The sequence below is a fragment of the Pontibacter lucknowensis genome (assembly GCF_900156415.1).
Lineage (GTDB): Bacteria > Bacteroidota > Bacteroidia > Cytophagales > Hymenobacteraceae > Pontibacter > Pontibacter lucknowensis.
In genome coordinates, this window is sequence record NZ_FTNM01000004.1 from 63613 (window position 1) to 85516 (window position 21904).

At 47.0% G+C, this 21904-nt stretch carries 19 protein-coding genes; 6 read left to right on the plus strand and 13 right to left on the minus strand.

Going from position 1 to position 21904, the window contains the following annotated elements; all coding sequences use genetic code 11:
- Window positions 1–2: 2 nt before the first annotated feature.
- The 4 genes from BW972_RS13365 to BW972_RS13380 form a co-directional block, all read right to left on the minus strand.
- Window positions 3–329, minus strand: a complete 327-nt coding sequence (locus BW972_RS13365) for a HesB/IscA family protein (protein ID WP_007656691.1) — start codon at window positions 327–329, stop codon at window positions 3–5.
- A gap of 13 nt (window positions 330–342) precedes the next feature.
- A complete protein-coding gene (locus tag BW972_RS13370; protein WP_007656689.1) occupies window positions 343–750 on the minus strand; it encodes a hypothetical protein in 408 nt (135 codons plus the stop codon).
- Window positions 751–765: 15 nt separating this feature from the next.
- Window positions 766–1179, minus strand: coding sequence for a Fe-S cluster assembly scaffold IscU (gene iscU, locus BW972_RS13375; protein WP_007656687.1), 414 nt, complete (start codon window positions 1177–1179; stop codon window positions 766–768).
- A 93-nt stretch (window positions 1180–1272) separates the two neighbouring features.
- Entirely contained in the window at window positions 1273–2487 is a 1215-nt protein-coding gene (locus BW972_RS13380) for an IscS subfamily cysteine desulfurase (protein ID WP_076422507.1), read from the minus strand.
- Window positions 2488–2604: 117 nt separating this feature from the next.
- Between BW972_RS13380 and mce the strand changes: the two genes are divergently transcribed.
- From mce to BW972_RS13395, 3 genes are all read left to right on the plus strand, one after another.
- Window positions 2605–3006 carry a methylmalonyl-CoA epimerase gene (mce, locus tag BW972_RS13385; RefSeq protein WP_076422508.1) on the plus strand — a complete coding sequence of 134 codons (402 nt, stop codon included), beginning with the start codon at window positions 2605–2607 and terminating at the stop codon, window positions 3004–3006.
- A gap of 89 nt (window positions 3007–3095) precedes the next feature.
- Window positions 3096–3668: an L-threonylcarbamoyladenylate synthase gene (locus tag BW972_RS13390; RefSeq protein ID WP_076422509.1), complete on the plus strand. Its 573-nt coding sequence runs from the start codon at window positions 3096–3098 to the stop codon at window positions 3666–3668.
- A gap of 147 nt (window positions 3669–3815) precedes the next feature.
- Window positions 3816–5243 carry a CCA tRNA nucleotidyltransferase gene (locus tag BW972_RS13395; RefSeq protein WP_076422510.1) on the plus strand — a complete coding sequence of 476 codons (1428 nt, stop codon included), beginning with the start codon at window positions 3816–3818 and terminating at the stop codon, window positions 5241–5243.
- A 184-nt stretch (window positions 5244–5427) separates the two neighbouring features.
- Here the strand turns inward: BW972_RS13395 and BW972_RS13400 are convergent, their stop codons facing one another.
- The 3 genes from BW972_RS13400 to BW972_RS13410 form a co-directional block, all read right to left on the minus strand.
- Complete coding sequence (locus BW972_RS13400) at window positions 5428–5793, minus strand: hypothetical protein (protein ID WP_076422511.1); 366 nt, start codon at window positions 5791–5793, stop codon at window positions 5428–5430.
- 114 nt (window positions 5794–5907) lie between these two features.
- Complete coding sequence (locus tag BW972_RS13405; protein WP_076422512.1) at window positions 5908–8427, minus strand: GIN domain-containing protein; 2520 nt, start codon at window positions 8425–8427, stop codon at window positions 5908–5910.
- On the minus strand, window positions 8424–8768 hold the full coding sequence (locus tag BW972_RS13410) for a PadR family transcriptional regulator (RefSeq protein WP_007656671.1): 345 nt from the start codon (window positions 8766–8768) through the stop codon (window positions 8424–8426). The genes BW972_RS13405 and BW972_RS13410 overlap by 4 nt, the downstream gene beginning before the upstream one ends.
- A 281-nt stretch (window positions 8769–9049) precedes the next feature.
- Here BW972_RS13410 and BW972_RS13415 point away from each other — a divergent pair, with 281 nt between their 5' ends.
- Window positions 9050–10144 (plus strand): putative type IX sorting system protein PorV2, encoded by a 1095-nt coding sequence (locus BW972_RS13415; protein ID WP_076422513.1) that lies wholly within the window; start codon window positions 9050–9052, stop codon window positions 10142–10144.
- A 28-nt stretch (window positions 10145–10172) separates the two neighbouring features.
- Window positions 10173–15251 carry a putative type IX secretion system sortase PorU2 gene (porU2, locus tag BW972_RS13420; RefSeq protein WP_076422514.1) on the plus strand — a complete coding sequence of 1693 codons (5079 nt, stop codon included), beginning with the start codon at window positions 10173–10175 and terminating at the stop codon, window positions 15249–15251.
- A 194-nt stretch (window positions 15252–15445) separates the two neighbouring features.
- Here porU2 and BW972_RS13425 read toward each other — a convergent pair whose 3' ends face one another.
- The 3 genes from BW972_RS13425 to BW972_RS13435 are packed head-to-tail and all read right to left on the minus strand — an operon-like array spanning window position 15446 to window position 18103.
- Complete coding sequence (locus BW972_RS13425) at window positions 15446–15937, minus strand: dihydrofolate reductase (protein ID WP_076422515.1); 492 nt, start codon at window positions 15935–15937, stop codon at window positions 15446–15448.
- Window positions 15934–16869, minus strand: coding sequence for a methionyl-tRNA formyltransferase (fmt, locus tag BW972_RS13430; RefSeq protein WP_007653824.1), 936 nt, complete (start codon window positions 16867–16869; stop codon window positions 15934–15936). Before fmt ends, BW972_RS13425 begins: the two co-directional genes overlap by 4 nt.
- Window positions 16870–16873: 4 nt before the next feature.
- Window positions 16874–18103, minus strand: a complete 1230-nt coding sequence (locus BW972_RS13435; RefSeq protein WP_007653826.1) for an exo-beta-N-acetylmuramidase NamZ family protein — start codon at window positions 18101–18103, stop codon at window positions 16874–16876.
- A 177-nt stretch (window positions 18104–18280) separates the two neighbouring features.
- On the opposite strand from BW972_RS13435, the gene BW972_RS13440 reads away from it, so the two are divergent.
- Window positions 18281–19429, plus strand: coding sequence for an ABC transporter permease (locus BW972_RS13440; protein ID WP_234986381.1), 1149 nt, complete (start codon window positions 18281–18283; stop codon window positions 19427–19429).
- 111 nt (window positions 19430–19540) lie between these two features.
- Here the strand turns inward: BW972_RS13440 and BW972_RS13445 are convergent, their stop codons facing one another.
- The 3 genes from BW972_RS13445 to BW972_RS13455 form a co-directional block, all read right to left on the minus strand.
- The gene (locus tag BW972_RS13445) at window positions 19541–20401 is read right to left on the minus strand and encodes a mechanosensitive ion channel family protein (RefSeq protein ID WP_076422517.1); all 861 of its coding nucleotides are present in this window, start codon (window positions 20399–20401) and stop codon (window positions 19541–19543) included.
- Window positions 20402–20493: 92 nt separating this feature from the next.
- Window positions 20494–21195, minus strand: a complete 702-nt coding sequence (locus BW972_RS13450; RefSeq protein WP_076422518.1) for a peptidoglycan DD-metalloendopeptidase family protein — start codon at window positions 21193–21195, stop codon at window positions 20494–20496.
- Window positions 21196–21241: 46 nt separating this feature from the next.
- Window positions 21242–21796 carry an HNH endonuclease gene (locus BW972_RS13455; RefSeq protein ID WP_040573668.1) on the minus strand — a complete coding sequence of 185 codons (555 nt, stop codon included), beginning with the start codon at window positions 21794–21796 and terminating at the stop codon, window positions 21242–21244.
- Between the last annotated feature and the right edge of the window lie 108 nt (window positions 21797–21904).

A 21904-nucleotide genomic window follows, 5' to 3' on the forward strand; every position in this document is an offset into this window, starting at 1 on the left:
CCTTAAACGGAGAAGCTGTCGCCGCAACCGCAGGTACGGGAGGCGTTCGGGTTGTTGAAGTAGAAGCCCTTGCCGTTCAAGCCGTCCGAAAAGTCAAGTTCGGTGCCAGCCAGGTATAGGAAACTCTTCATGTCCACTACTACCTTGATACCTTTGTCCTCAAACTCCTGGTCCATCGGCTTTACCTCGTCGTCGAAGTCGAGGTTGTAGGAGAGCCCGGAACAACCACCTCCTGCCACAGATGCGCGCAGGCGAAACGTATCATCCAGCTGCGCATCTTGCTTCAGCTTCAATACTTTCTCTTTTGCTTTATCTGATACTGTTATCATAACAATTCGTTCTTTAAGACACTGGATTCAGTACCACACTGAAAACAGTAATCGTGTTCATGTCGCGACCAAAGTATAACTTGTCGAGGGCCTCGTACATATTACGAGCTCTGAAGTAAGAAGTATTCAACTCCTTGTCTCCGCGGGCCATCCACTGTACGGTATAAGGGCTCTCTTTTTCTTTATAACTCTGCACGTAGTCCCACATTTTACGGAGCGCGTCCACTCTGTCATACCCAACTTCTGTGTGGAAGAGGAAAGACTGCAAGTGACGCGGGTTTACCGTAATCAGGTCCAGACGCACTTTGTTATCCAGCTTTCTGAATTCGAAAAGCAGACTGTCGCCACTTAAGCCTAAGTGGTTTTCAATCTGCTTCTGAATGCGTGCACTTTCTACATGCACCTCGGTCGTTGACTCCATGCGTGAGTCCAGGTCTTAGTGGTGTGACTTCGGCATTTCCAGTGCTGGAAGGCCGTTCTTTACTCTATAGTCGTTGATGGCAGACTTAATTGCGTCTTCAGCCAGCACCGAGCAGTGAATTTTCACAGGAGGCAATGCCAGTTCTTCCACAATGTCCATGTTGTCGATGGCAAGGGCCTCGTCAACAGACTTTCCTTTCAGCCACTCGGTAGCTAAAGAAGAAGATGCGATAGCAGAACCACAACCGAAGGTTTTAAACTTCGCGTCAGTGATAATCTGGTTTTCGTCAACTTCAATCTGTAGGCGCATTACGTCACCGCACTCAGGCGCACCTACAAGGCCTGTACCCACGTTGTTCTTCGCCTTGTCAAGCGTACCAACGTTGCGTGGGTTGTTATAATGGTCAATTACTTTATCTGAATAAGCCATGGCTATTTATAATTACTAGTTGTTAATGATTAATGAATAATAAGGGGAGAGAACAATTCATCATTATTCATTCCCCATTATTAAATTAAACTCTTAGTGTTCTGCCCACTCAATTGAGTTCAAGTCGATGCCCTCTTTGAACATCTCCCACAGTGGCGACATCTCACGCAGTTTGGCAACAGCCTCTTTCACGTGGTCGATGGCGTAGTCTACTTCCTCGTCAGTCGTGAAGCGGCTTAAACCGAAGCGCAGCGAAGAGTGTGCCAGGTCGTCACTTAATCCTAACGCTTTTAGTACGTAAGAAGGTTCTAAAGATGCTGATGTACAGGCAGAACCAGAAGACACGGCGATGTCTTTCACACCCATCATCAGCCCTTCACCCTCTACATACTTAAAGGAAATGTTAGTTACGTGTGGGAGACGATGCTCACGCGAACCGTTTACATAAGACTCCTCGATTGTCAAAAGCTCTTTCTCGAGTCTGTCGCGCATGGCAGAAAGACGGGCTGTGTCTTTTTCCATGTCCTGCTTGGCAATCTCGCAAGCCTTACCCAGACCCACAATACCAGGCACGTTCAACGTACCAGAACGCATACCACGCTCATGTCCGCCACCGTCCATCTGGGCGGTTACTTTCACACGTGGGTTCTTACGACGTACATACAATGCACCAACACCTTTCGGTCCGTACATTTTGTGGCCAGAGAAAGCCATCAGGTCGATGCCGTCAGCTTCCACATCCACTGGAATTTTACCTACCGCCTGCGTAGCATCTGTAAAGAATAGCACGCCGTGCTTCTTGGCAATAGCAGAAATTTCACGGATCGGCTGGATAACACCAACCTCGTTGTTGCCATACATGATCGAAATCAGGATGGTCTTGTCCGTAATCGCTTCCTCCAGTTGCTTTAGGTCAATCAGGCCTTCTGCGTTCACAGGCAGATAAGTTACCTTTCCACCGATCTTCTCGATGTGCTTGCAGGTATCCAGAACTGCTTTGTGCTCTGTAGTAGCCGTGATGATGTGGTTACCTTTAGAGGCATACATCTCAAAGACACCTTTGATAGCCAGGTTGTCTGACTCAGTAGCGCCCGAAGTGAAGATGATTTCTTTTGGTGAACAGTTGATAAGTGAGGCGATTTGCTCACGTGCATAGTCAACAGCCTCCTCGGCATGCCAACCGAATGCGTGGTTACGGGAAGCGGCGTTACCAAACTTGCCTGTGAAGTATGGCATCATAGCCTCCAGCACGCGCGGGTCAAGCGGTGTAGTGGCGTTGTTGTCTAAGTATATCGGAAATGTTAGCATATCACTATTTTTTATCTCTTTTTGTCCTGTCTGATTAACAGTTGTGAGAAATTATTAGTTTTGAATTCCCTGCAAAATTAACAAAAAAAGGTTACTTAGACTAATTACAAATTGAAAATGGTAAACGTAGAACATATAGGTATAGCGGTTGAAAATTTCAGCGAGGCAAATGCCCTGTATTTTAAATTGCTGGGTGTGGAGCCTTACAAAACCGAGTTTGTGGAGTCAGAGGCAGTAAACACCTCTTTCTTTAAGGTAGGAGGCACTAAAATAGAGCTTTTAGAGGGTACGACACCCGATAGCGCCATCAGCAAGTTTATCGAAAAGCGTGGCGAGGGTATACACCATATTGCCTTTGAGGTGGAGGATATTTTGGCTGAGATGGAGCGGTTGAAAGGTGAGGGCTTCATTTTACTGAACGAAACGCCAAAGAAAGGCGCCGATAACAAGCTCGTATGCTTCGTGCATCCTAAAAGCGCCAACGGCGTGCTGGTAGAACTGACGCAGGAGATTAAGTAAATTTTGGTTGTTAATTGCTAGTTGTTTTTTTCAAATAATATGGGAAAACCACGAGGAGATCAAACAATCAACAGTAAACAATTAAAGCTATGAAACACTTACTGAAAGAGATTCAGGCAGCGGAAGAGGAGTTACTGATAGGTAACGTTATTTTGTACCCGACCGATACAGTTTGGGGAATCGGTTGCGATGCCGAAAATGCTGCGGCCGTCAAGAAGATTTTCAAGATAAAGGAACGGGAAGAGTCGAAGTCGATGATTGTGCTGATGAGCGACGTGGCTATGCTGCGGCGCTACATCGAACACGTGCCCGATGATTTTGAGAAACTGGTGGAGTCACAGGAGCGTCCGACAACTTTTGTGCTCTCTGGTGCTCAGAACCTGCCCAAAGAGCTGGTGGCTGACGACGGTAGCATCGGTGTGCGCATCGCCAAAGATGAATTCTGTCACCGCCTGATGCAGCAAATAGGCCGCCCGCTGGTATCCACCTCAGCCAATGTGAGCGGAGAGCCCTCGCCTCGTACCTTTGCCGAGGTGTCGGATACCATAAAAGAACGAGTTGACTACGTGGTGCAGTGGCGACAGGATGAAGATGTGGAATCGCGGCCATCGCGGATTATCAAGATTGATGAAAGCGGGAGGCAAACTGTAATCAGGGAGTAGGGTGTAGGTATAGCGCGTAACGGGCGGTGGGTTATACCTATGTTTCAGAGCCGTCTACGATTTTTTAGCCTTGCTCTGAATTTATCTCTTTATTTTTGTGCCTCAGGCGTATGTTTTCTGTACAGCCTGAGGTTTTGATTTTTCTGAATGGATACGATAAAATTACCTGAGCACCCCATATTCGATACCGTGGCCGCTGCGGCTGCAGAGGTAGGCGTAGACGCTTACGTGATTGGGGGCTTTGTGCGTGATCTGGTCCTCAAAAGGCCATCTAAAGATATTGACGTGGTATGTGTGGGCAATGGCATCGAGCTGGCTGAGCGGGTATCGCATAAGCTGCCGCACAAGCCCAAAGTGTCTGTTTTTAAGCACTTCGGTACGGCTATGCTGCGCTCAGGTGAATGGGAAGTGGAATTTGTGGGTGCCCGCAAGGAATCGTATCGCGAGGAATCCCGCAAGCCAGATGTAGAAACTGGTACGCTGGAGGACGACCTGAAACGCCGCGACTTCACCATCAACGCCTTAGGCATAAGCCTGAACGAAGGTACCTACGGACAGTTGATTGACCGCTTCGATGGGGTAAAAGACATGAAGCGCAAAATCATCCGTACGCCGTTGGAGCCGGGTATCACCTTCTCCGATGACCCGCTGCGCATGATGCGGGCCATCCGCTTCGCCTCTCAACTCAACTTCGATATCGCTCCCGAAACCTTCGATGCCATCATTGACAACAAGGAGCGCATCAAGATTGTATCACAGGAGCGAATCACGGATGAATTGAACAAGATCGTGCTCTCACCGGTGCCTTCTTACGGCTTCAAACTGCTTTTTGCTTCCGGTCTGTTGCAGCTTATTTTTCCGAAAATGGCAGAATTGCAAGGTGTGGAAACGATCAAAGGCAACTCGCATAAAGATAACTTCTACCATACTCTGCAGGTGCTTGATAATGTGTCGGAGGTTACGGATGACCTGTGGCTGCGTTGGTCGGCCATCATGCACGACATTGCCAAACCTGACACTAAGCGCTACCACGAGAAAGTAGGCTGGACTTTCCATGGTCATGAAGAGCGCGGCGCCCGTATGGTACCCAAGCTTTTTAAAGATCTGAAACTGCCACTGAACGATCACATGAAGTTTGTGCAAAAGCTGGTTCGCCTGCACCTACGCCCCATCGCGCTGGTAAAGGATACCGTAACCGACTCTGCCATTCGCAGACTTTTGTTTGAGGCGGGCGACGACATTGATGCGCTGATGAAACTATGCCGCGCTGACATCACTTCCAAAAACGACAGCAAGGTAAAGCGCTATCTGCAGAACTTCGATAAGGTGGAGAAGCGATTGGTAGAGGTAGAGGAGAGCGACAAGCTGCGTAACTTCCAGCCCGTGATTACAGGTGAGATTATCATGGAGACGTTCGACCTGAAGCCATCCAAGACAGTAGGGGAGTTGAAAGAGGCCCTGACGGAGGCGATACTGGAGGGGACTGTTAAAAACGAGTTTGGCGAAGCCTTTGCTTTTCTCCTCGAAAAAGGAAAAGAACTGGGACTTCGCCAGGTAAACTCACCAAACAACTAAACAAACAAATCACTTAGGTATAGAACCTGTAAGTGGGTATAAAGTTTTATTTTGTACAAAGTGGCAGGTATAGAAATAGGGCGGGCCGATAAGTTTGATTGTCCGCAGGGAAATTGGTACAGAAAGCAAGGACTTCAGCATTAAGACCAAATCAATTATTGTCTTTATTTGTTGCAGGACGAGTCTATTCGTACATCTGGAAGCTCACCGTGCTGCTGGTTCTAGATATGCCATAATTTTCTTCATCTCGGAAATTCACCACACCAGTTTTAATTGGTTCCTTGTCTTCCCGAAGTTCCTGTGCTAGCTTTCCAATTTCTCGAGCAACCTGCTCTTTTTTCGCTGGAGAGTAATCATCAAATTTTGAGTCAACAAGTGATACAGTTAGCTCACTTTTGTTTTTGATGTTTATTTCTACTTTATCGGTCTTATATCTTTCTGAGATAGACTTTTTTAGTTGATTCATATAGTTGAATTCTCCGCCCATCTCTGAACAGCTGAGCAAGCTGATTAGCAGCATCGTCAGGACTACGAAAGTATATTTTCTCATTCTTAGGTTTAGATTTATCAGGGAAGATTTATTATAACTTATACCCAACAGGTATGATACAGGTATAGAAAAGGGATAAGCCAAATGGCCTATCCCTTTTTTGTTGTAAAGCTCCTACATGCGAGACACCTTGCTAGCACCGCCAACATCGGTCACCACATTGCCTGGGTTGCCTTTGTAGCGTATTTTGCTGGCACCTGCAGCGTCGGCTCGCAGTGTATTCGTGGCGTGCACATCGGCAGAGCATGCGCCTGCAGCTTCAATTTCCACCGTGTTGGCAACCAGTCTGGAGGCGTCCATTTTGCTGGCTCCTGCAATATCCATATCTACATAGTCGGCACGACCCGTAAAAGTGCTCTTGGAGGCGCCTGCAATATCGGCTGTTAGTCGGTTTACGTTCACATCCACAAAAGCCTGCGTAGCACCCATCAGCGCGAGGTTGAGGTTGTTCGTCTTGATGTGCCCGATGTCTGCTTTGATGGCACCGCTCAGGTCGAGGCTGCGCAGCTCAGGCACGGTAATCTGAATCAATACCGTTTTCTGACGATCGAAGAGCTTGATGGTGCGGTCTTCGTGCTCAATCACCAGTTCGTTGCCGTCTTTTCTGATTTCCATCTTCTTCAGGTCATCGGCATCGCCGCTGGCTGTCACGCTGTACGTGCTGCCTTGTGTAATCTGTACGTGGTAGGCACCGTTCACGGTAATCGCGTCGAAATCGCTGAAATCATACGTCTGCTTATTCGAGCTATACTCTGACTCGTTCATCAGCACACTTCCTCCGGCGCCCATGGTGGCTGCCGCATTGTAGGTGAAATCGCTATCGGCTACGTCGAGCGTATCGGAGGCGCAAGTGATGCAGCTAAGGAGGTTGCCCTTTACCTGCCACAGGTTGCGCAGGGTCTTTTCACGGCTATACTCTTCCTCAAATGCACTGCTTGGCACCATGCGCAGGAAGTTGTTGGTCAGGCGTAGTTGCTTGTCCTGCGGTATAAGCAAGGTCACATCCATGCGCTGGCTACGGTAAGCTGCTCCGGATGCAAACTCGAAGCTGTCGTCGAAACGGAGTGTAGAGTCAGTTTGCACCACGCGGTAGGTTACCATGCGGGCGTTTTCCTGTGCCTCAGCCTCGGTTTTGCCTTTAGCCTGCAGGCGTTGCTGTACGTCTACACTGGAGCCATTGTGCCCCTGTACATCAAAATAGATGCGGTTTTCATACGACGAGTTCGTGTTGTACCCGTCCAGCGTAATGGTAGGGTATGGCCCCACCGGGAAGGACTGAGTCGTAACCACTTCGCCTGAACGGCGGAAGTTTTCAGCATGCGCCGCGATGAAGGCGATCATGGTAAACAAGCTAATCAACCAGATGCCGAACAGGGACCAACCTACCAATGGACGCATAAAGAAGCGCTTCGCCAAAAGACCAATTGCCAATAGAATTAGAAATAGTATTGGGATAAGACCTACAAAAAAACCAGCCACCAGTCCGAGCCGGGGAAAGCCCTCCAGAAAGATGGAGGCCGGAAAATCACCCATCATGAATGCGCTGTGTTCATCTACTATGCCCAAAGACACAAACAGGGAAGTGAAAAGAGCCACAGTAAGGCCTAGGGAAATGAACAACAACGTAATACCGGCAGCCACTCTGATCAGTGTGATAAGTACCGCAAGTATAGGGCCTAATGCTCTGCCCAGCCAGTTGATCACCTGGGAGATGATGCGAAAAGGCAGGAGCAATACCTTAGCAGCAGTGCTTTCCTCCCCGTCGTGATCCTTCATGTTCAGGTTCTCTTTCAGGGTGTGCTCAATACTGGCCAGCGTAACCGGGTTTCCCTGCATTTGCATACGTTCGGTCAGGCTGGCCGCCTCCGGGACCGCTACCCAGAGGATGATGTAAGCCAGTATACCAAAGCCACCCGCAAAAATCAGGGCCAGGAACAGGATGCGAATAACTGCAACATCCACCCCGAAATACTTAGCGATACCGCTCGCTACCCCCGCCAGTTTTTTGTCATCAGGGTCGCGGAACAGTTTTTTCACTGTGATCTCAGGCAGGGAGTAGTTCACAGGCAGCGCGATCCAGAGGATAATGTACAGGATCAGTCCAAAAGAACCCGAGATGCCGTCTGTGATAGGCGTGCCGATTACCAGGAACACGAAGATCAGGCGAATCCACACTGGGTCTACATTCAGGTAATTGGCTATACCTGATGACACACCGCTGATCACTTTGCGGCTTGCATCGCGGTACAGGCGCTTCGGACGGGCAGTTGCAGCAGCGGCTGCGGCTCCGCCAGCCTCGGCGTACTCTGGCTCAGGAGCACCGGCTCTGTATGCTTGTTTGGCATGCGGCATTTCCTCTTCCATTGGCTCCAGTATCTCGAAGTCGGTCACATCGCCCATTTGAGCAATCAGAGATTGTACATCCTCTATCGTGATGACCTGTTTGCCAGGAGAAAGGCGCGTCGAGAAAATCTCCGCTATGCGAGCCTCGATATCAGCCACGATTTCCTCATGCCCTTCGTAGCTCGAAAAGTAGTGGCGAATAGAAGCAAGATAGCGACTAAGTTGCTCATACCCATCCTCCTCAATGTGGAAGATAATGCCTTGCAGGTTGACGTTTATATTCTTTTTCATGATTGCTGCGCTTTCTTGTTGTGGATGATGAATTCGGTGGAAGCTACCAGTTCGCCCCATGTTTCCCGGAGTTGATCCAGAAAAGTGCGTCCGGTCTCGGTAAGCGTGTAGTACTTGCGGGGTGGTCCAGAGGTAGATTCGACCCAACTATAGTCGAGAAGCCCCGCGTTCTTGAGACGAGTAAGGAGAGGATAAAGAGTTCCCTCCACTACTATCATCTTGGCAGCTGTCAGCTCCTCCAACATATCGGACGCATATACCTCACCACGAGAGATAATCTCCAGTATGCAGAACTCCAGAATTCCCTTCCGCATCTGCACTTGTGTGTTTTCTACTTTCATGATGATTCCGTTTAATGTTGAAGCAAAGTTATTAAAAGGTACTATGTAAAACAAGGTACTGTTTAAAAATAATTACGAAAGTTTTTTCAAAGGGTTTAAGCGGCCGCTAATTGTGGATAAAAATGATTATTTTTGAATGCGAAAAAATGTCGTTTAAAGTCAACTTATTCGCTTTTCATGGTGTTAGGAGGCAAAACTGCTTCCATTGATCGGGTAATAAACGAAGCCTGAATTTTTTTAATAGTTCTTAAAAGCCCATTTGAGATTGTATTCCTGTGCCTATGACCAGATTTACCCTTTCGGTTCTATTACTAGTGCTATGTTTTGTGAGCGATGTTGCCCAGGCGCAGGTAGCCACTCCAAAGTATAGTAATGAATTTTTAAATATCGGGGTGGGGGCTCGGGCCCTTAGTATGGGTAATGTGCAGGTCGCAGTTGCCGATGATGCCACAGCCGGATTTTGGAATCCGGCGGGTTTGCTGCAACTGCGCAATAAGTACAACATCGCCCTGATGCACTCAGAACTGTTCGCAGGCATCGCCAAGAATGACTTCGGCAGCTTTGCCATGCCCATCGACTCGAGTAGTGCCCTTGCTGTTTCGGTTATCCGCCTCGGCGTAGACGATATTGTGGACACCCGTCGCCTTCAAAACGAGTACGGCTACATCCAATACGACAGCATTCGCTTTTTTTCGGTGGCGGACTATGCCATGCTGTTATCCTATGCTCGTAAAAGTAACTTGATACAAGGCCTAACACTGGGAGTAAACGCGAAGATTATCTACCGAAATGTGGGGGAGTTTGCCAATGCCTGGGGCTTCGGTTTTGATGCGGGCGCCCAGTTACGCCGTGGTACATGGCAATTTGGTGTGATGGCCAAAGACGTAACCACTACCTTCACGGCCTGGACCCACAATGTAGAGGCGCTGGAAGCCACCTATCAGCAGACAGGTAACGACCTGCCTGAGAGTACAGCCGAACTTACGTTGCCCCGCTTAGTTCTGGGAGTTGCCAAGAACTTCACTTTCTCTGATAAGTTTACAGGTTTACTGGCCTCTGACATTGACTTCACTTTTGACGGAAAGCGTAACGTGCTGCTCAAGTCTGATTTTGCCTCCGTGGATCCGCATGTGGGCATGGAACTCGCCTATGCCAATACAGTATTCGTGCGTGGAGGCATCAACAACTACCAGCAGTTCCGCAATTTCAATGGAAGCATGTCCTCTAAGGTGCAGCCAAACTTCGGTGTGGGCTTTGAGAACAACGGTTTGAACATAGACTTGGCTCTATCACGCGTGAGCGGTAACGATGGAAACACGGCCAATGCAAACGGACTTTACTCCATCATCATCTCTTTAGGTTATTCTTTCAATTAAAAATATACGGTTTCAAGTATTACAGCCGATGAATATAAGTAGACTCATAAAGCAGTTTTTGTTTGTATGCACCTTCGTAGTAGGCCTGCAGTCTGTAGCCCTTGCCCAGTCACCGACACCTTACGGCAACGAGTGGATCGACTATAACAAAACCTACTACAAACTCAAGGTCGTTAACACAGGCCTACATCGCTTAAGCTATGGCTTTCTGGACAGCCTGGGGCTGGCTGGCACCAACCCGCAGCACTTCCAGCTTTTCCGAAGAGGCAAGGAAGTTGCTATCTATGTAGCCGGCGAGGCTGACGGCAGATTAGATAGAGAAGACTTTGTGGAGTTTTATGGCGAACGTAACGACGGCCGTTTAGATCAGGACCTATATAAAAACCCAGCACATCAGCCGCATCAGTTGTACAGTTTGTATACTGATACAGCTGCCTATTTCTTAACAGTTAATCCTGCTGGTGGAAAGCGCATGCAGCAAGTGAACCCCTCACCGGCAGGGAAGACACCTGAGCCGTATGTGTTGAGGAAGGTGACGCAGTACTTTGTGGATAGATATTATGATGGTATCACATATCATACAGTTGTCAAAGCTCAGCAGGCTTGGATGGATCAAGGGGAAGGTTTTTCTGCAACAGGTAGTGCCAGTGCAAAGAGCTATAACCTTACTTCTGTAACTAACTTAGTTATGACAGGACCAAAACCAGTTATTCAGTTTAACTTAATAGGGATTAATGGGGGGACTCAAACGGGATTAATAAATGTTGTGCCGTCTTCAGGGGGAGCAAGGCAAATATCATCCTTTATGTTTGGAGCATATGGATATCAACATGTAAATGGTCAAATTGAGTTTACCGATATTTTACCTGATGGAAGGGTTACTTTTCAAGTTGTCCCAAACACAGTGCAAAAAAGTAATGTTAGTATGTCGAATATGCGGCTAACTTTTCCGCAAAGACCAATACTAACAACGAACTCTATTATATTCTTTACAGATTCTACTCGTTCTGAAAATCCCTACTTTGAGGTTGGAGCAGCTCCGGTAGAATCTTTTGCTTATGATGTGTCAGATCCTCATAATCCTGTCAGAATAGAGGGTAATATGAGTGGCAATGGTAAAGGATTCGTAGTTCCAACAAACCTAAAGAACTCCCATAGGGTACTAGTTGCTAATTCAGCAAAAGCATTCAAGCCGACTGGTAAGGTGGAGTCACTACGTTTTCGTGAGGTATCTCCTGCAAATCATGACTATATAATTATCACGAATAAACGGCTTATGAAAGTAGCCGCAGGTACTCAAAGACCTGCACCGCTTGAGTATGCCTCCTATCGGGCTTCTTCAGCTGGCGGAGGTTATGATACTTTGCTAGTTAATATGGACCAGATTGTGAATCAGTTTCATTACGGTGAATTCTCATCCAATGCTATTCGGAAGTTTATGTCTTATATGTTAACTTCTAATAGGCCAAAACACTTATTTATTATTGGAAAGGGCATGAAGTATGCGCATCCTGATTACAGATCTATAAAAGATGCTTATTGGACAGGTACTCATAACAGGTATAGTTTCTATCATATCAATGGGAGACATCCAAAAGTACATGAAATGGATCTGGTTCCCACTGGAATGCTACCAGCTTCAGATGTATTTTTTACTTTCGATTTTAGGAATAACAGTTATGAGCCACGTGTGCCGACAGGCCGATTACCTGCTACATCGGCAGAAAATGTTATTGCTTATTTAAACAAAGTCAAGGAGCATGAAGCATTACCAGAAGGACTAGCTTGGAGAAAGAACATACTTCAACTTGGAGGTGGTGACAGGGATGAAGTGCATATTTATAAGGATTTCTTGTCTGCCTATAAACCTATTGCAGAAGGGCTATTCTTTGGAGGTAATGTAATAGAAAAGTACAGAAGTGATATGAGCACTCCGTCCAACTATGTAAATGTGTCAGCAGAGGTTAACTCAGGAGTATCTCTTATTACATTTTTTGGGCACAGTTCAGTAGAAGTATCAGATCTAGAAATAGGGTTTGCATCAGAAAACCTGAATGGGTACCGTAATAAAGGGAAGTATCCTGTCATCCTAATGAACGGATGTTACAGTGGAGATGCTTTCATTTACAACAGGGTTTCCTTTGGCGAAGATTGGTTATTAACACCAGATAGAGGGGCCATTTCCTTTATGGCTGAATCTTATATTGGCGGTAATAAGCCCTTAGATGCATTCACAACACGTTTCTATAGGACCACATTTCAAGACAATACATTCTATGGTCGTACCATAGGGGAGATACATAAGGAAACTATTAGTAAAATGTATAAGGAGTATAGAGTTGGAGATATTGATGTTAATATCGCCACAATGACTCAAATGGTTCTTCAAGGAGATCCAGCCGTAAAGATATACGCTCCTGATAAGCCAGATTATGCATTTGAAGATAATAATGCTTCTATCAGTGATGGTTCGGGAGGAAATGCAATAGCTGCATCAAATCAATTTGTATTTAAAATTAATACAATCAATTTGGGGAAAGCATTACCTGATTCTATTAGCGTAGGTATAAAGCGAATCTTGCCTGATGGAAAAGAGTTGCCCATAGTACCTGTTAGAATTAAACCAATTTATTTTAAGGAGCAAATTAATCTTGAGATACCTAATACCGATACTACAGGGGCAGGTATGAACAGGTTTGAAATTGTACTTGATAATACTAAACAAGTTGAGGAGCTTAACGAGAGTAATAATACACTTCAGTTTAGTGCTTTCTTACCTAAGTCGGGGCTTTCAATTTTAGCTCCTATGAATTTTGCCATTGTGAACAGCACGAATGTGAATTTAGTTGTTCAATCAACGCAATTGAGCTCAGAACCCAAGGGAGTACACTTTGAATTAGACACAACAAGTAGCTTCAATTCATCAATTAAAAAAACTTATCAAGCTTCTCCGGGTGCTGTGCCTTCCTGGAATGTTACGATTCCAGTGCAAAACTTTGATACAGATAGTACTGTTTTCTTCTGGCGTGCTCGGTTTGATAGCTTTGTTCCCGGAGAAGATACTCTTTGGGTAAAGAGTTCTTTTCGATACATTAAAAATTCTGAAGGTGGTTGGTCGCAAAGTCATGTTGATCAGTTACTTAATTCAGAAGTTCAGAACACCATTATTGTTGAAAATAAGAAGTGGGATTTCAGCCCTTTAGCAAGGAATATTCAAATAAGGACTGTTGGTGGAGATGGTAACTTTAACATGCCTGCCCATGGTGTTTATATCGATGGGATTTCACAAATGGATAATGCATGTGGAGGTTTTAAAAGTTCTAAAGCACCTCGGATGTACTTCTTCGTTTTAGATAACCATACGTTAAATAACATAGTAGTCCCAGGATTTAGTCCATGTAGGTATATGGATAATTTGTATCAATTCGGTGATTTAAATAATGCTACAGTTAGGGCTAATATGCAGCGTTTCATAGAGGCGATTCCAACGAATAGTTATGTGGTGGTGGTAAGTGTACATCAAGTACCATTTGAGCAGTTTTCACCTGAGCTTAGGAATGCATTTAAAAGCATAGGAGCAAACCTCATTTCCAATGGTGAGATAAACAATGGATACCCATATGGACTTATAGGAAAAAAAGGAGTAGAGTCAGTGAATATAAAAGAAATCACAGCAGACTTAAGCAGTGAAATTTCGCCTAGATTGCAAGACATTGTATTAGAATCAATGATTTACTCTAAAAACACTCAAGGTTCTATCACTTCCTCCATAATAGGTCCGGCACTGTCATGGGGGAGTCTGTACCACAATATTGAGCGGTATAAAGATGGAAATGATAGCTATGCTTTGAATTTGTACGGCATTAGTCCTGACGGTAATAGGGAGCTGCTAAATAATAATGTGACTTCGAAAACTTTTGATTTAAGTAGTTTGAGTGCTGATCAGTATCCAAAGTTGCAGTTGCAGGCAATTCTGACTGATACAGAAGACCGGTCAGCACCTCAACTGAAGCAGTGGATGGTATACTATCAAGCCGCCCCTGAGGGAGTCATAAGGCCCGATCTAGTAGAAGTGAGTGAGGAAAAAGTGGTTCAACAAGCTAGTAGAGGCCGGATTGAGTTGCCAATGGCATTTCAAAATGTGACGCCTTACGCCTTTCGAGATTCAATTACGGTGGAAACAACGCTAACTGGGCAAGGTATAGAACCTCGAGTTTCACGATTCAAAATTGAAGCGTTGGATGGTAACAAGACAGCTATATTTGACTATACCATGTCTACTTCAGACTTGGATGGTAACTATAAGCTGACTGTGTTTGTGAACCCAAATATGCAGCCTGAACAACAGTACCAGAATAACATCTACGAGGTGAACTTTTCAGTAAAATCAAAGTTACACCCAATCATGGATGTGGCTTTTGATGGGGTTCATATAATGGATGGGGAATTGGTAGCCCCTAGTCCACTCATCAGCATAACGATGAGAGATGAGAATAAACACGTATATCTGGAAAGTGCTGATGCCATGCAGGTTACGCTTGTAGATGAAATGAACAACCAGAAAGATATATCAATTGGTAATAACCCAGGCGAGGTACAGGTTTTCCCAGCAAGTGAGAAGAACGATTTCCGTTTTGAGTATAAACCAAAACGACTGGAGAACGGCAGATACAAACTTGTTGTCAGAGGAAAAGATGTGACTGGCAAATCTTCTGGGCTTTCTCCTTATGAAATCAACTTTGAAGTTGAAAACGAGTCAAAAATCACCAATTTCTATCCATACCCGAATCCGTTCTCAACCAAGACCCAGTTCATCTTCACGTTGACAGGTGGTGTAATTCCAGATCAGTTCAAAATACAGATCATGACTGTGACTGGTAAAGTGGTAAAGGAGATTATGCGGGAGGAAATCGGGCCGATTCGTATCGGAAATAACAAAACCGAGTACGCTTGGGATGGTACCGACATGTATGGCGACAAGCTGGCCAATGGCGTGTACCTGTATCGGGTGGTAATGCCTAAAGATACTGAGGAGATGAAGCATATCTGGAAAAAAGGAGATAAGGGCTTCGTGAATGGGTATGGTAAAATTTATATCCTGCGATAAGTAGAAACCCTAAGGTATAGCCGAAATAAAAAGGAGCGCCCAAAAGCGCTCCTTTTTATTTCGGCTATACCTTTCGGCTATACCTTTCGGCTATACCTTTCGGCTATACCTTTCGGCTATACCTTTCGGCTATACCTTTCGGCTATACCTTTCGGCTATACCTTTCGGCTATACCTTTCGGCTATACCTTTCGGCTATACCTTTCGGAGTAGCTCTTTAAAGGTATAGGCATACTTGTTCTTCTCGTCAGGCTGGTGGCTTTCAGAACTCACTTCCTGCCACTCCTCTTTCTTCAACTCAGGAAAAAAAGTATCCCCATCAAAGGTATGGTGCACCTCAGTCAGGTAGATCGTATCCACGTGGGGCAAGGCTTGCTTATAGATTTCGGCGCCGCCAACAATACTCACTTGCTCGCTGTCTAACGCTTTGCCTTTCGCAAGAGCTTCCTCTACCGAGTTCACTATGATACAGCCCTCTACCTGATAATCTTCCTGCCGCGTTACAATAATGGTTGTGCGGCCAGGCAGAGGCTTACCGATGGACTCAAACGTCTTGCGGCCCAAAATCATAGGGTGGCCCATGGTCTTTTGTTTGAAGTGGCGCAGGTCAGCAGGCAGGTGCCAGATAAGCTGATTATCCTTCCCGATGACGTTGTTATCAGCGATAGCGACGACAATGGCTATCATGCTTGCTCTGTTTTAAAGGTATAGCCCCTCAGCAAATCCTGTACCGGCATGCGCTTCTTACCCTCCATTTGTAGGTCTAAAATCGAGAGGACTCCATCGGCGGTCTGTACATGCAGGTAGGTTTTGTTGTCTGTTTTGATTTGGCCCGGCGCTAAGGAATAGGCAGTGTTTTCTAGTTCTTCCGTCTTGAAAATTTTGAAGGTTTTGCCGTCAAAGCGAGTCCATGCTGCCGGGTAAGGGGAGAGGCCGCGGATGAAATCGCGCACCTGATGGGCTGGCTGATTCCAGTTGATTTCGCAGGTTTCTTTGAAAATCTTCGGCGCGTGCTTCGTTTCGGCATTAGTTTGCTGCGGCTGGGGCTTCACTTCACCTCGCTCAATGGCCTGCACGGTGCGCACGGCTAGTTCAGCGCCCTTGTACTTCAGCTTTTCGTACATGCTGCCGAAATCGTCTTCTTCCAATATCGGCACCCGGTCCTGAAAAATAAGGTCGCCGGTGTCGATTTCGTGTTTCAGGAAAAAGGAAGTGACGCCTGTTTCTTTCTCACCGTTGATGATGGCCCAGTTGATAGGCGCGGCACCTCGGTACTGCGGTAGCAGGGAGCCATGTATGTTAAAAGAACCCAGCTCCGGCATGGCCCACACTACCTCCGGCAGCATGCGGAAGGCCACGATAATCTGAAGATTGGCTCGATAGCTGCGCAGCTCTTCCAGAAAAGCCTCTGATTTTAGGTTGGTCGGCTGCAGGACAGGTATACCTTGCGATATGGCATACTCCTTCACCGGCGATTGCTGTATCTTCTGGCCACGGCCCGCTGGTTTGTCAGGAGCGGTAACTACGGCTACCACATTGTATTTATGTTCGACGAGTGCTTGCAGGGTAGGCACCGCAAAGTCGGGCGTACCCATAAACACGATGCGTAATTCGGGCATGGTTCTATTCAAAATCAGGGTATAGCAAATAGTTTTTGCGGAGTACTTTGTAGTTCGACAGCTCTGGCTCCCAGCTGGCTCTAATCTCTGTTTCGGTTTTGCCGGCAATTACCTGCTTACGCAACTCAGAGGTGCCTGCCAGTTTCTCAAAGAAGTTGTTGAAGAATTTTTCCTTGTTCGATGAGTTGTTGTACATCTCCAACAGATACTTCAATGTGAACGGCTGTGCATGCGATACGTCAGTCAAATCCATACCGTAGCACTTCACGCCTTTGTGCGGGGGATCAGTGGCGCCCGGGGTACTCACGGGTGTAAATGAGTAGTCTTTCTTCTGGTAGAAAGGTGACCCTATCACCTGAAACGGAGTAGGCGTGCCTCGGCCCACGCTCACATTAGTGCCTTCAAAGAAACAGATAGAGGGGTATAGCGCAATCGACTGGGCGTTTGGCAGGTTCGGAGAAGGGCGCACCGGCAGGTCGTACGCCATTGTATGGTCGTAGTTCTCCATCTTGATCACGGTCAGGTCACAGCTTCTCTCGCCCTCCAACCATTTCTCGCCGTTGATCATTTCTGCGAGTTCGCCCACTGTGAGGCCGTGCACAATCGGAATAGGGTGCATGCCCACAAAAGACTTGTGCTCCATCTCCAAAACAGGCCCATCTACGTAGTGACCGTTCGGGTTTGGGCGGTCCAGTACGAGCATCTTTTTGCCGTTTTCGACGCAGGCCTCCATGGCATAATGCATGGTGCTGATGTAGGTATAGAATCGTGTGCCCACGTCCTGAATGTCAAACACAAGCACGTCGAGGTTCTTCATCTGGTCTTTAGACGGCTTCTTGTTGCTGCCGTAAAGCGAGACAATCGGCAGACCAGTTTTGGTGTCTTTTGCGTCTTTGATATGTGCGCCTGCGTCAGCCTCACCTCGGAAACCGTGCTCCGGCGCAAAAATGGTGGTCACTTCCACACCACGGCTAATCAGCGTGTCTACTAGATGGGTGTTACCCACCATAGAAGTCTGGTTCACGACCATACCTACCCGCTTTCCTTCGAGGTGTTTCAGGTAGCGGTCGAGTTGTTCGGCGCCCAAGGCCAGAGGTTTTCTAGCTGGAACTTGAGAGGGTTCTTCAGTGGCCGGGGCGTTTTGCTCAGCGGCGGTGGCAGGTGCCTGTTTGGGTGTGCAGCTGTTAAAGCTGAGCAACAAGGCACCGCAAAGTATAGCAAGTGGTTGTATCATCAGTGTTCTTTTTTCAGGGCCGTGTTTGGAGATTCGCTCGCAAAAACGAAACTTTAACAGGCTCTAAGTCAAAATTCATACCTATCTTTAAGGCAGTTTAGACGCAAGCGAGTGAACGTATCCAAATTCATATCTGATAAGATTTCCGAAGTACAGGCAGGTTCTTTCACCACGTCTGTGACAAAAATAGCAATTATAAGCATAGCTGCAGGCATTGCCATCATGATTGTGTCATTTGCGATTTTGGAAGGCTTCCGTGACGAGATCAGAAACAAGATTTTCAGCTTCGGGGCGCATCTGCAAATCAGCAAGTACGACACGAACAATTCCTTTGAAGGTGCTCCCATCAGCACGGCCACAGGTATAAACAGCACCGAAGAAATAGCGGGTATACAGCACATACAGGGTTTCGCCCGCAAAACGGCTATCATCAAAACTGAAGACGAGGTGCTGGGCGTCGTGATGAAAGGCGTGGGCGAAGACTATGACATGAGTGCCATGCAGGCTAACCTGGACGAGGGAGGTGTAGTTTCTTTCTCAGACACTGCCTCCTCCAAAGACGTCATGCTCAGTCGGAAAATTGCCAACAAACTCCGCCTGAAAGTGGGCGACGAGGCGATTTTCTATTTCATCCAAAACCCGCCCCGAGCCCGGAAACTTAAAGTAGCAGGGGTTTTCAATACAGGATTGGAAGAGTTTGACGAGGTGTTCGTCATCGGTGACCTGCAACTGATTCGGGAGCTCAACAATTGGCCCGATACTTTGGTGGGTGGTGTGGAGATTCTGCTCAAGGACTTCGAACAGATTGACCAGGTAGCTGACCAGGTGTTCGACCAGATGAACTACGACCTGCAACTCGAGAAAATCACTGACCGACACGCCCAGCTGTTCGACTGGCTGCAGCTGTTGCGCAAAAATGTGGTCATCTTCCTGGTGTTGATTATTTTCGTGGCTACGTTCAACATGGTGTCCACGGTTTTCATCATGATCATCGAGCGTATCAGCATGATTGGTGTGCTCAAAGCCATCGGGGCCACCGACGCCCAGATACGGCAAATCTTCTATTTCCGAGGCCTCAGCCTGACGCTCAAAGGCATGCTCTGGGGTAACGTCATTGGCTTGGGCTTCTGTGTTATCCAATACTATTTCCAGGTCATTCCACTCGACCCCGAAAACTACTACATGGACACTGTTCCTATCAGCTGGAACTTTGCCATCATTATCGCTCTCAATGTCATCACCCTCGTAATGACCATGCTCGCCATCCTGATTCCTGCCGCTATGGTTGCGCGTATTAAGCCGGTACGTGCGATCAAGTTTGATTAAAAGAAATGTTATTAAATAATTAGTCTAGCAAAAAGCGGATTAGTATATAAAACAAGAAACGGCAGCCCATCTCAGAGCTGCCGTTTCCATTTTCACAAATCTATACCTAAGCTATACCTGTGACACAGCCTTCGGAGTCTGCCCATTGCTTGAGCTGCCACCCACCATCTCTCTACGAGGCACCGGCATTTGGATACCTTGTTCTTCGAAAGCTGCTTTGGCGCGTTCATTCATGTCCCAGGAGAAAGCCCAGAAGTTTTCTTTGTTCACCCACGTGCGCACGCTCAATGTGAGGGAGTGTTCGGCAAAATCTGTTACAACAATCACAGGTGCTGGCTCGGGCAGCACTCTTTCATCAGCGTTGATCAGGTCCTGCAGAATCTGGCGCACCTTACCAATGTCGTTGTTCACTGACACGGCAAACTTCAGCTCCACGCGGCGGGTCTTCTCGATGGTATAGTTCACCACCACACTGTTAGCCAACGGACCGTTGGGTATAAAAATCGTTTTGTTGTCAGGCGTTTTCAATACTGTGTTGAAAATGTTGATCATGTGCACGGTTCCTCCCTGTCCCTGTGCTTCAACGTAGTCGCCTACACGGAAGGGCTTGATGGTAAGAATCAGCACACCGCCTGCAAAATTAGAAAGGCTACCCTGCAAAGCCAGACCGATGGCCAGGCCTGCTGAGCCCAGTATGGCGATGAACGATGTCATCTCGACACCCAGTTGCGCAATCACCAGAATGATCAAGAGTACGCGCATGACAACGGCAAGCACACTCTTCAGGAACGGACGCAGCGATACGTCCACATCTTTTTTCACCATCAGGTTAAATACCATTCGATTAAGCCAATTGATAACCCAAAGGCCGATTAAAAGGGTAATGATGGCAGCCACCAGGCGCATGCCGTAAAGCATGACAAAATTGGTGATGTTAGTGCTGTAAGCTTCAAAATTAAAAAGGTCAAACATGCGGAGAGCTTTGTGTTAAAATGTAAAACTCTGGCACCTATTAAGAGAGTGCCAGAGTTCAAATTTGGTTAATTTCCAGGGCAAAGCCAAAACTAGGCCAGATGGCGGCAGTTCAGAATCAGGTTTGGGTCAGGACAAAGGCCTTCATACACAGCTCGTTCCGAGAGCCGTGCCACACCCGGATAATCTCCTTGCTTTCCGTCCATGGAGCACATTACCTGAAAGTGCAGGTGCGGAGGCCAGTCACCGTTTTCAGGGTAAGGACCTACTTCTGCAATCTTGTCGCCTTTGCGGAATTCCTTGCCAACTGCTAGTCCAGTCAAGCAATCTATGTTCAGGTGGCCATACAAGGTATAGAACGTCACACCCTCGAGTTCGTGTTCCAGAATGATGGTTGGGCCGTAGTCGCCGAAGTTAGCGTTATCGGCGAAGCTGTGCACCTTGCCATCAAGCGGAGCAAACACAGCGGTACCGGCGGGTAGCCAAACATCTATACCTAAGTGCAGGTCACGACTCTCTTCAGCCACATCAAAGTGCTGACTGCGGCGGTAGATAAAGCGGTTTTCCATGTAGCCGCCCACGCCGATGGTGGCATTTCGCTTTTGAAGCATTTGGTTTACGGCTTTATCAAAAGCTCCCGTATCGCGCAGGTCTGTTTGCTGCAATAGCTGGTTGGCTGCCGTAAAATCAAGACGGCACACGTGCTCGCCGTTCAGGTCCGCATCGAGTACGGGCCCAAAAGCAACAGTGTGCCGTCTTAGAATGTCGCTAAGTTTCTTTTCGGTATTCAGCATGAGTAAACATGACGGTGGGTATACCGTCACGCAAGTATAAGAAGAATTATGCTACTTCTTCCACATACTTGGAGAGTGTCTTCAGACTTTTGGTTTTGCCAAAAAGCTCTTCTGACTTTTTGCTGTAAGCCTGCGCAGCTTCCTGCAGCGTGTCGAAGGTGCCGAGGTTGATGCGTTGCTTGTTATGGTGAATGATGGCGCGGTATTTCTGTGCCTCTTTGTGCACACCGCGTACACCCAACTTGTTCTCCGTTTTGGATGTGTTACGCACGATCTTGCAAAGCGGAGCCCATTCCAGGTTTTCGAGGCGGCAGTCAAGCTTGTTGCCGTTTTTGAAGTGCACATAAAGCTTGATGTTGCTTTCCGGCTTCTCGATCAGCTGTTCGCCGATCATTTTGTGCAGGTAAATGGTTTCGTTGCGGTACTTGCCATTTTTCAACGGCCAGTTCTTCTGGAAGAAGGCATAACCGTTGGAGTGAATACGCAGGTGCTTCAGAAACTCAATCTGCTGCAGGTAGGCGTTGTTTTGAATATACTCGTAAGTGCGGTCATCCACCATTACGGTTTTTTCACAGTTTTTGAGAGTTAGTTTGTAGAGCATTGGTGTTTTCAGTAATTGTATGGTAAAGAACGGAATGTGGGGGTTGGTTATTTCCCGGCCACGGCACTTGTATGTACTATGTTACAAATGTGCAGCTTTTTTTTCATT

Bases quoted from the DNA above. Each gene is read 5' to 3' on its own strand.
- iscU (WP_007656687.1), bottom strand. From the start codon at position 1,179: ATGGCTTATTCAGATAAAGTAATTGACCATTATAACAACCCACGCAAC.
- BW972_RS13365 (WP_007656691.1), bottom strand. From the start codon at position 329: ATGATAACAGTATCAGATAAAGCAAAAGAGAAAGTATTGAAGCTGAAG.
- BW972_RS13415 (WP_076422513.1), top strand. From the start codon at position 9,050: ATGACCAGATTTACCCTTTCGGTTCTATTACTAGTGCTATGTTTTGTG.
- fmt (WP_007653824.1), bottom strand. From the start codon at position 16,869: ATGCCCGAATTACGCATCGTGTTTATGGGTACGCCCGACTTTGCGGTG.
- BW972_RS13370 (WP_007656689.1), bottom strand. From the start codon at position 750: ATGGAGTCAACGACCGAGGTGCATGTAGAAAGTGCACGCATTCAGAAG.
- BW972_RS13455 (WP_040573668.1), bottom strand. From the start codon at position 21,796: ATGCTCTACAAACTAACTCTCAAAAACTGTGAAAAAACCGTAATGGTG.
- BW972_RS13425 (WP_076422515.1), bottom strand. From the start codon at position 15,937: ATGATAGCCATTGTCGTCGCTATCGCTGATAACAACGTCATCGGGAAG.
- BW972_RS13395 (WP_076422510.1), top strand. From the start codon at position 3,816: ATGGATACGATAAAATTACCTGAGCACCCCATATTCGATACCGTGGCC.
- BW972_RS13380 (WP_076422507.1), bottom strand. From the start codon at position 2,487: ATGCTAACATTTCCGATATACTTAGACAACAACGCCACTACACCGCTT.
- BW972_RS13445 (WP_076422517.1), bottom strand. From the start codon at position 20,401: ATGTTTGACCTTTTTAATTTTGAAGCTTACAGCACTAACATCACCAAT.
- BW972_RS13390 (WP_076422509.1), top strand. From the start codon at position 3,096: ATGAAACACTTACTGAAAGAGATTCAGGCAGCGGAAGAGGAGTTACTG.
- BW972_RS13410 (WP_007656671.1), bottom strand. From the start codon at position 8,768: ATGAAAGTAGAAAACACACAAGTGCAGATGCGGAAGGGAATTCTGGAG.
- mce (WP_076422508.1), top strand. From the start codon at position 2,605: ATGGTAAACGTAGAACATATAGGTATAGCGGTTGAAAATTTCAGCGAG.
- porU2 (WP_076422514.1), top strand. From the start codon at position 10,173: ATGAATATAAGTAGACTCATAAAGCAGTTTTTGTTTGTATGCACCTTC.
- BW972_RS13400 (WP_076422511.1), bottom strand. From the start codon at position 5,793: ATGAGAAAATATACTTTCGTAGTCCTGACGATGCTGCTAATCAGCTTG.
- BW972_RS13435 (WP_007653826.1), bottom strand. From the start codon at position 18,103: ATGATACAACCACTTGCTATACTTTGCGGTGCCTTGTTGCTCAGCTTT.
- BW972_RS13450 (WP_076422518.1), bottom strand. From the start codon at position 21,195: ATGCTGAATACCGAAAAGAAACTTAGCGACATTCTAAGACGGCACACT.
- BW972_RS13405 (WP_076422512.1), bottom strand. From the start codon at position 8,427: ATGAAAAAGAATATAAACGTCAACCTGCAAGGCATTATCTTCCACATT.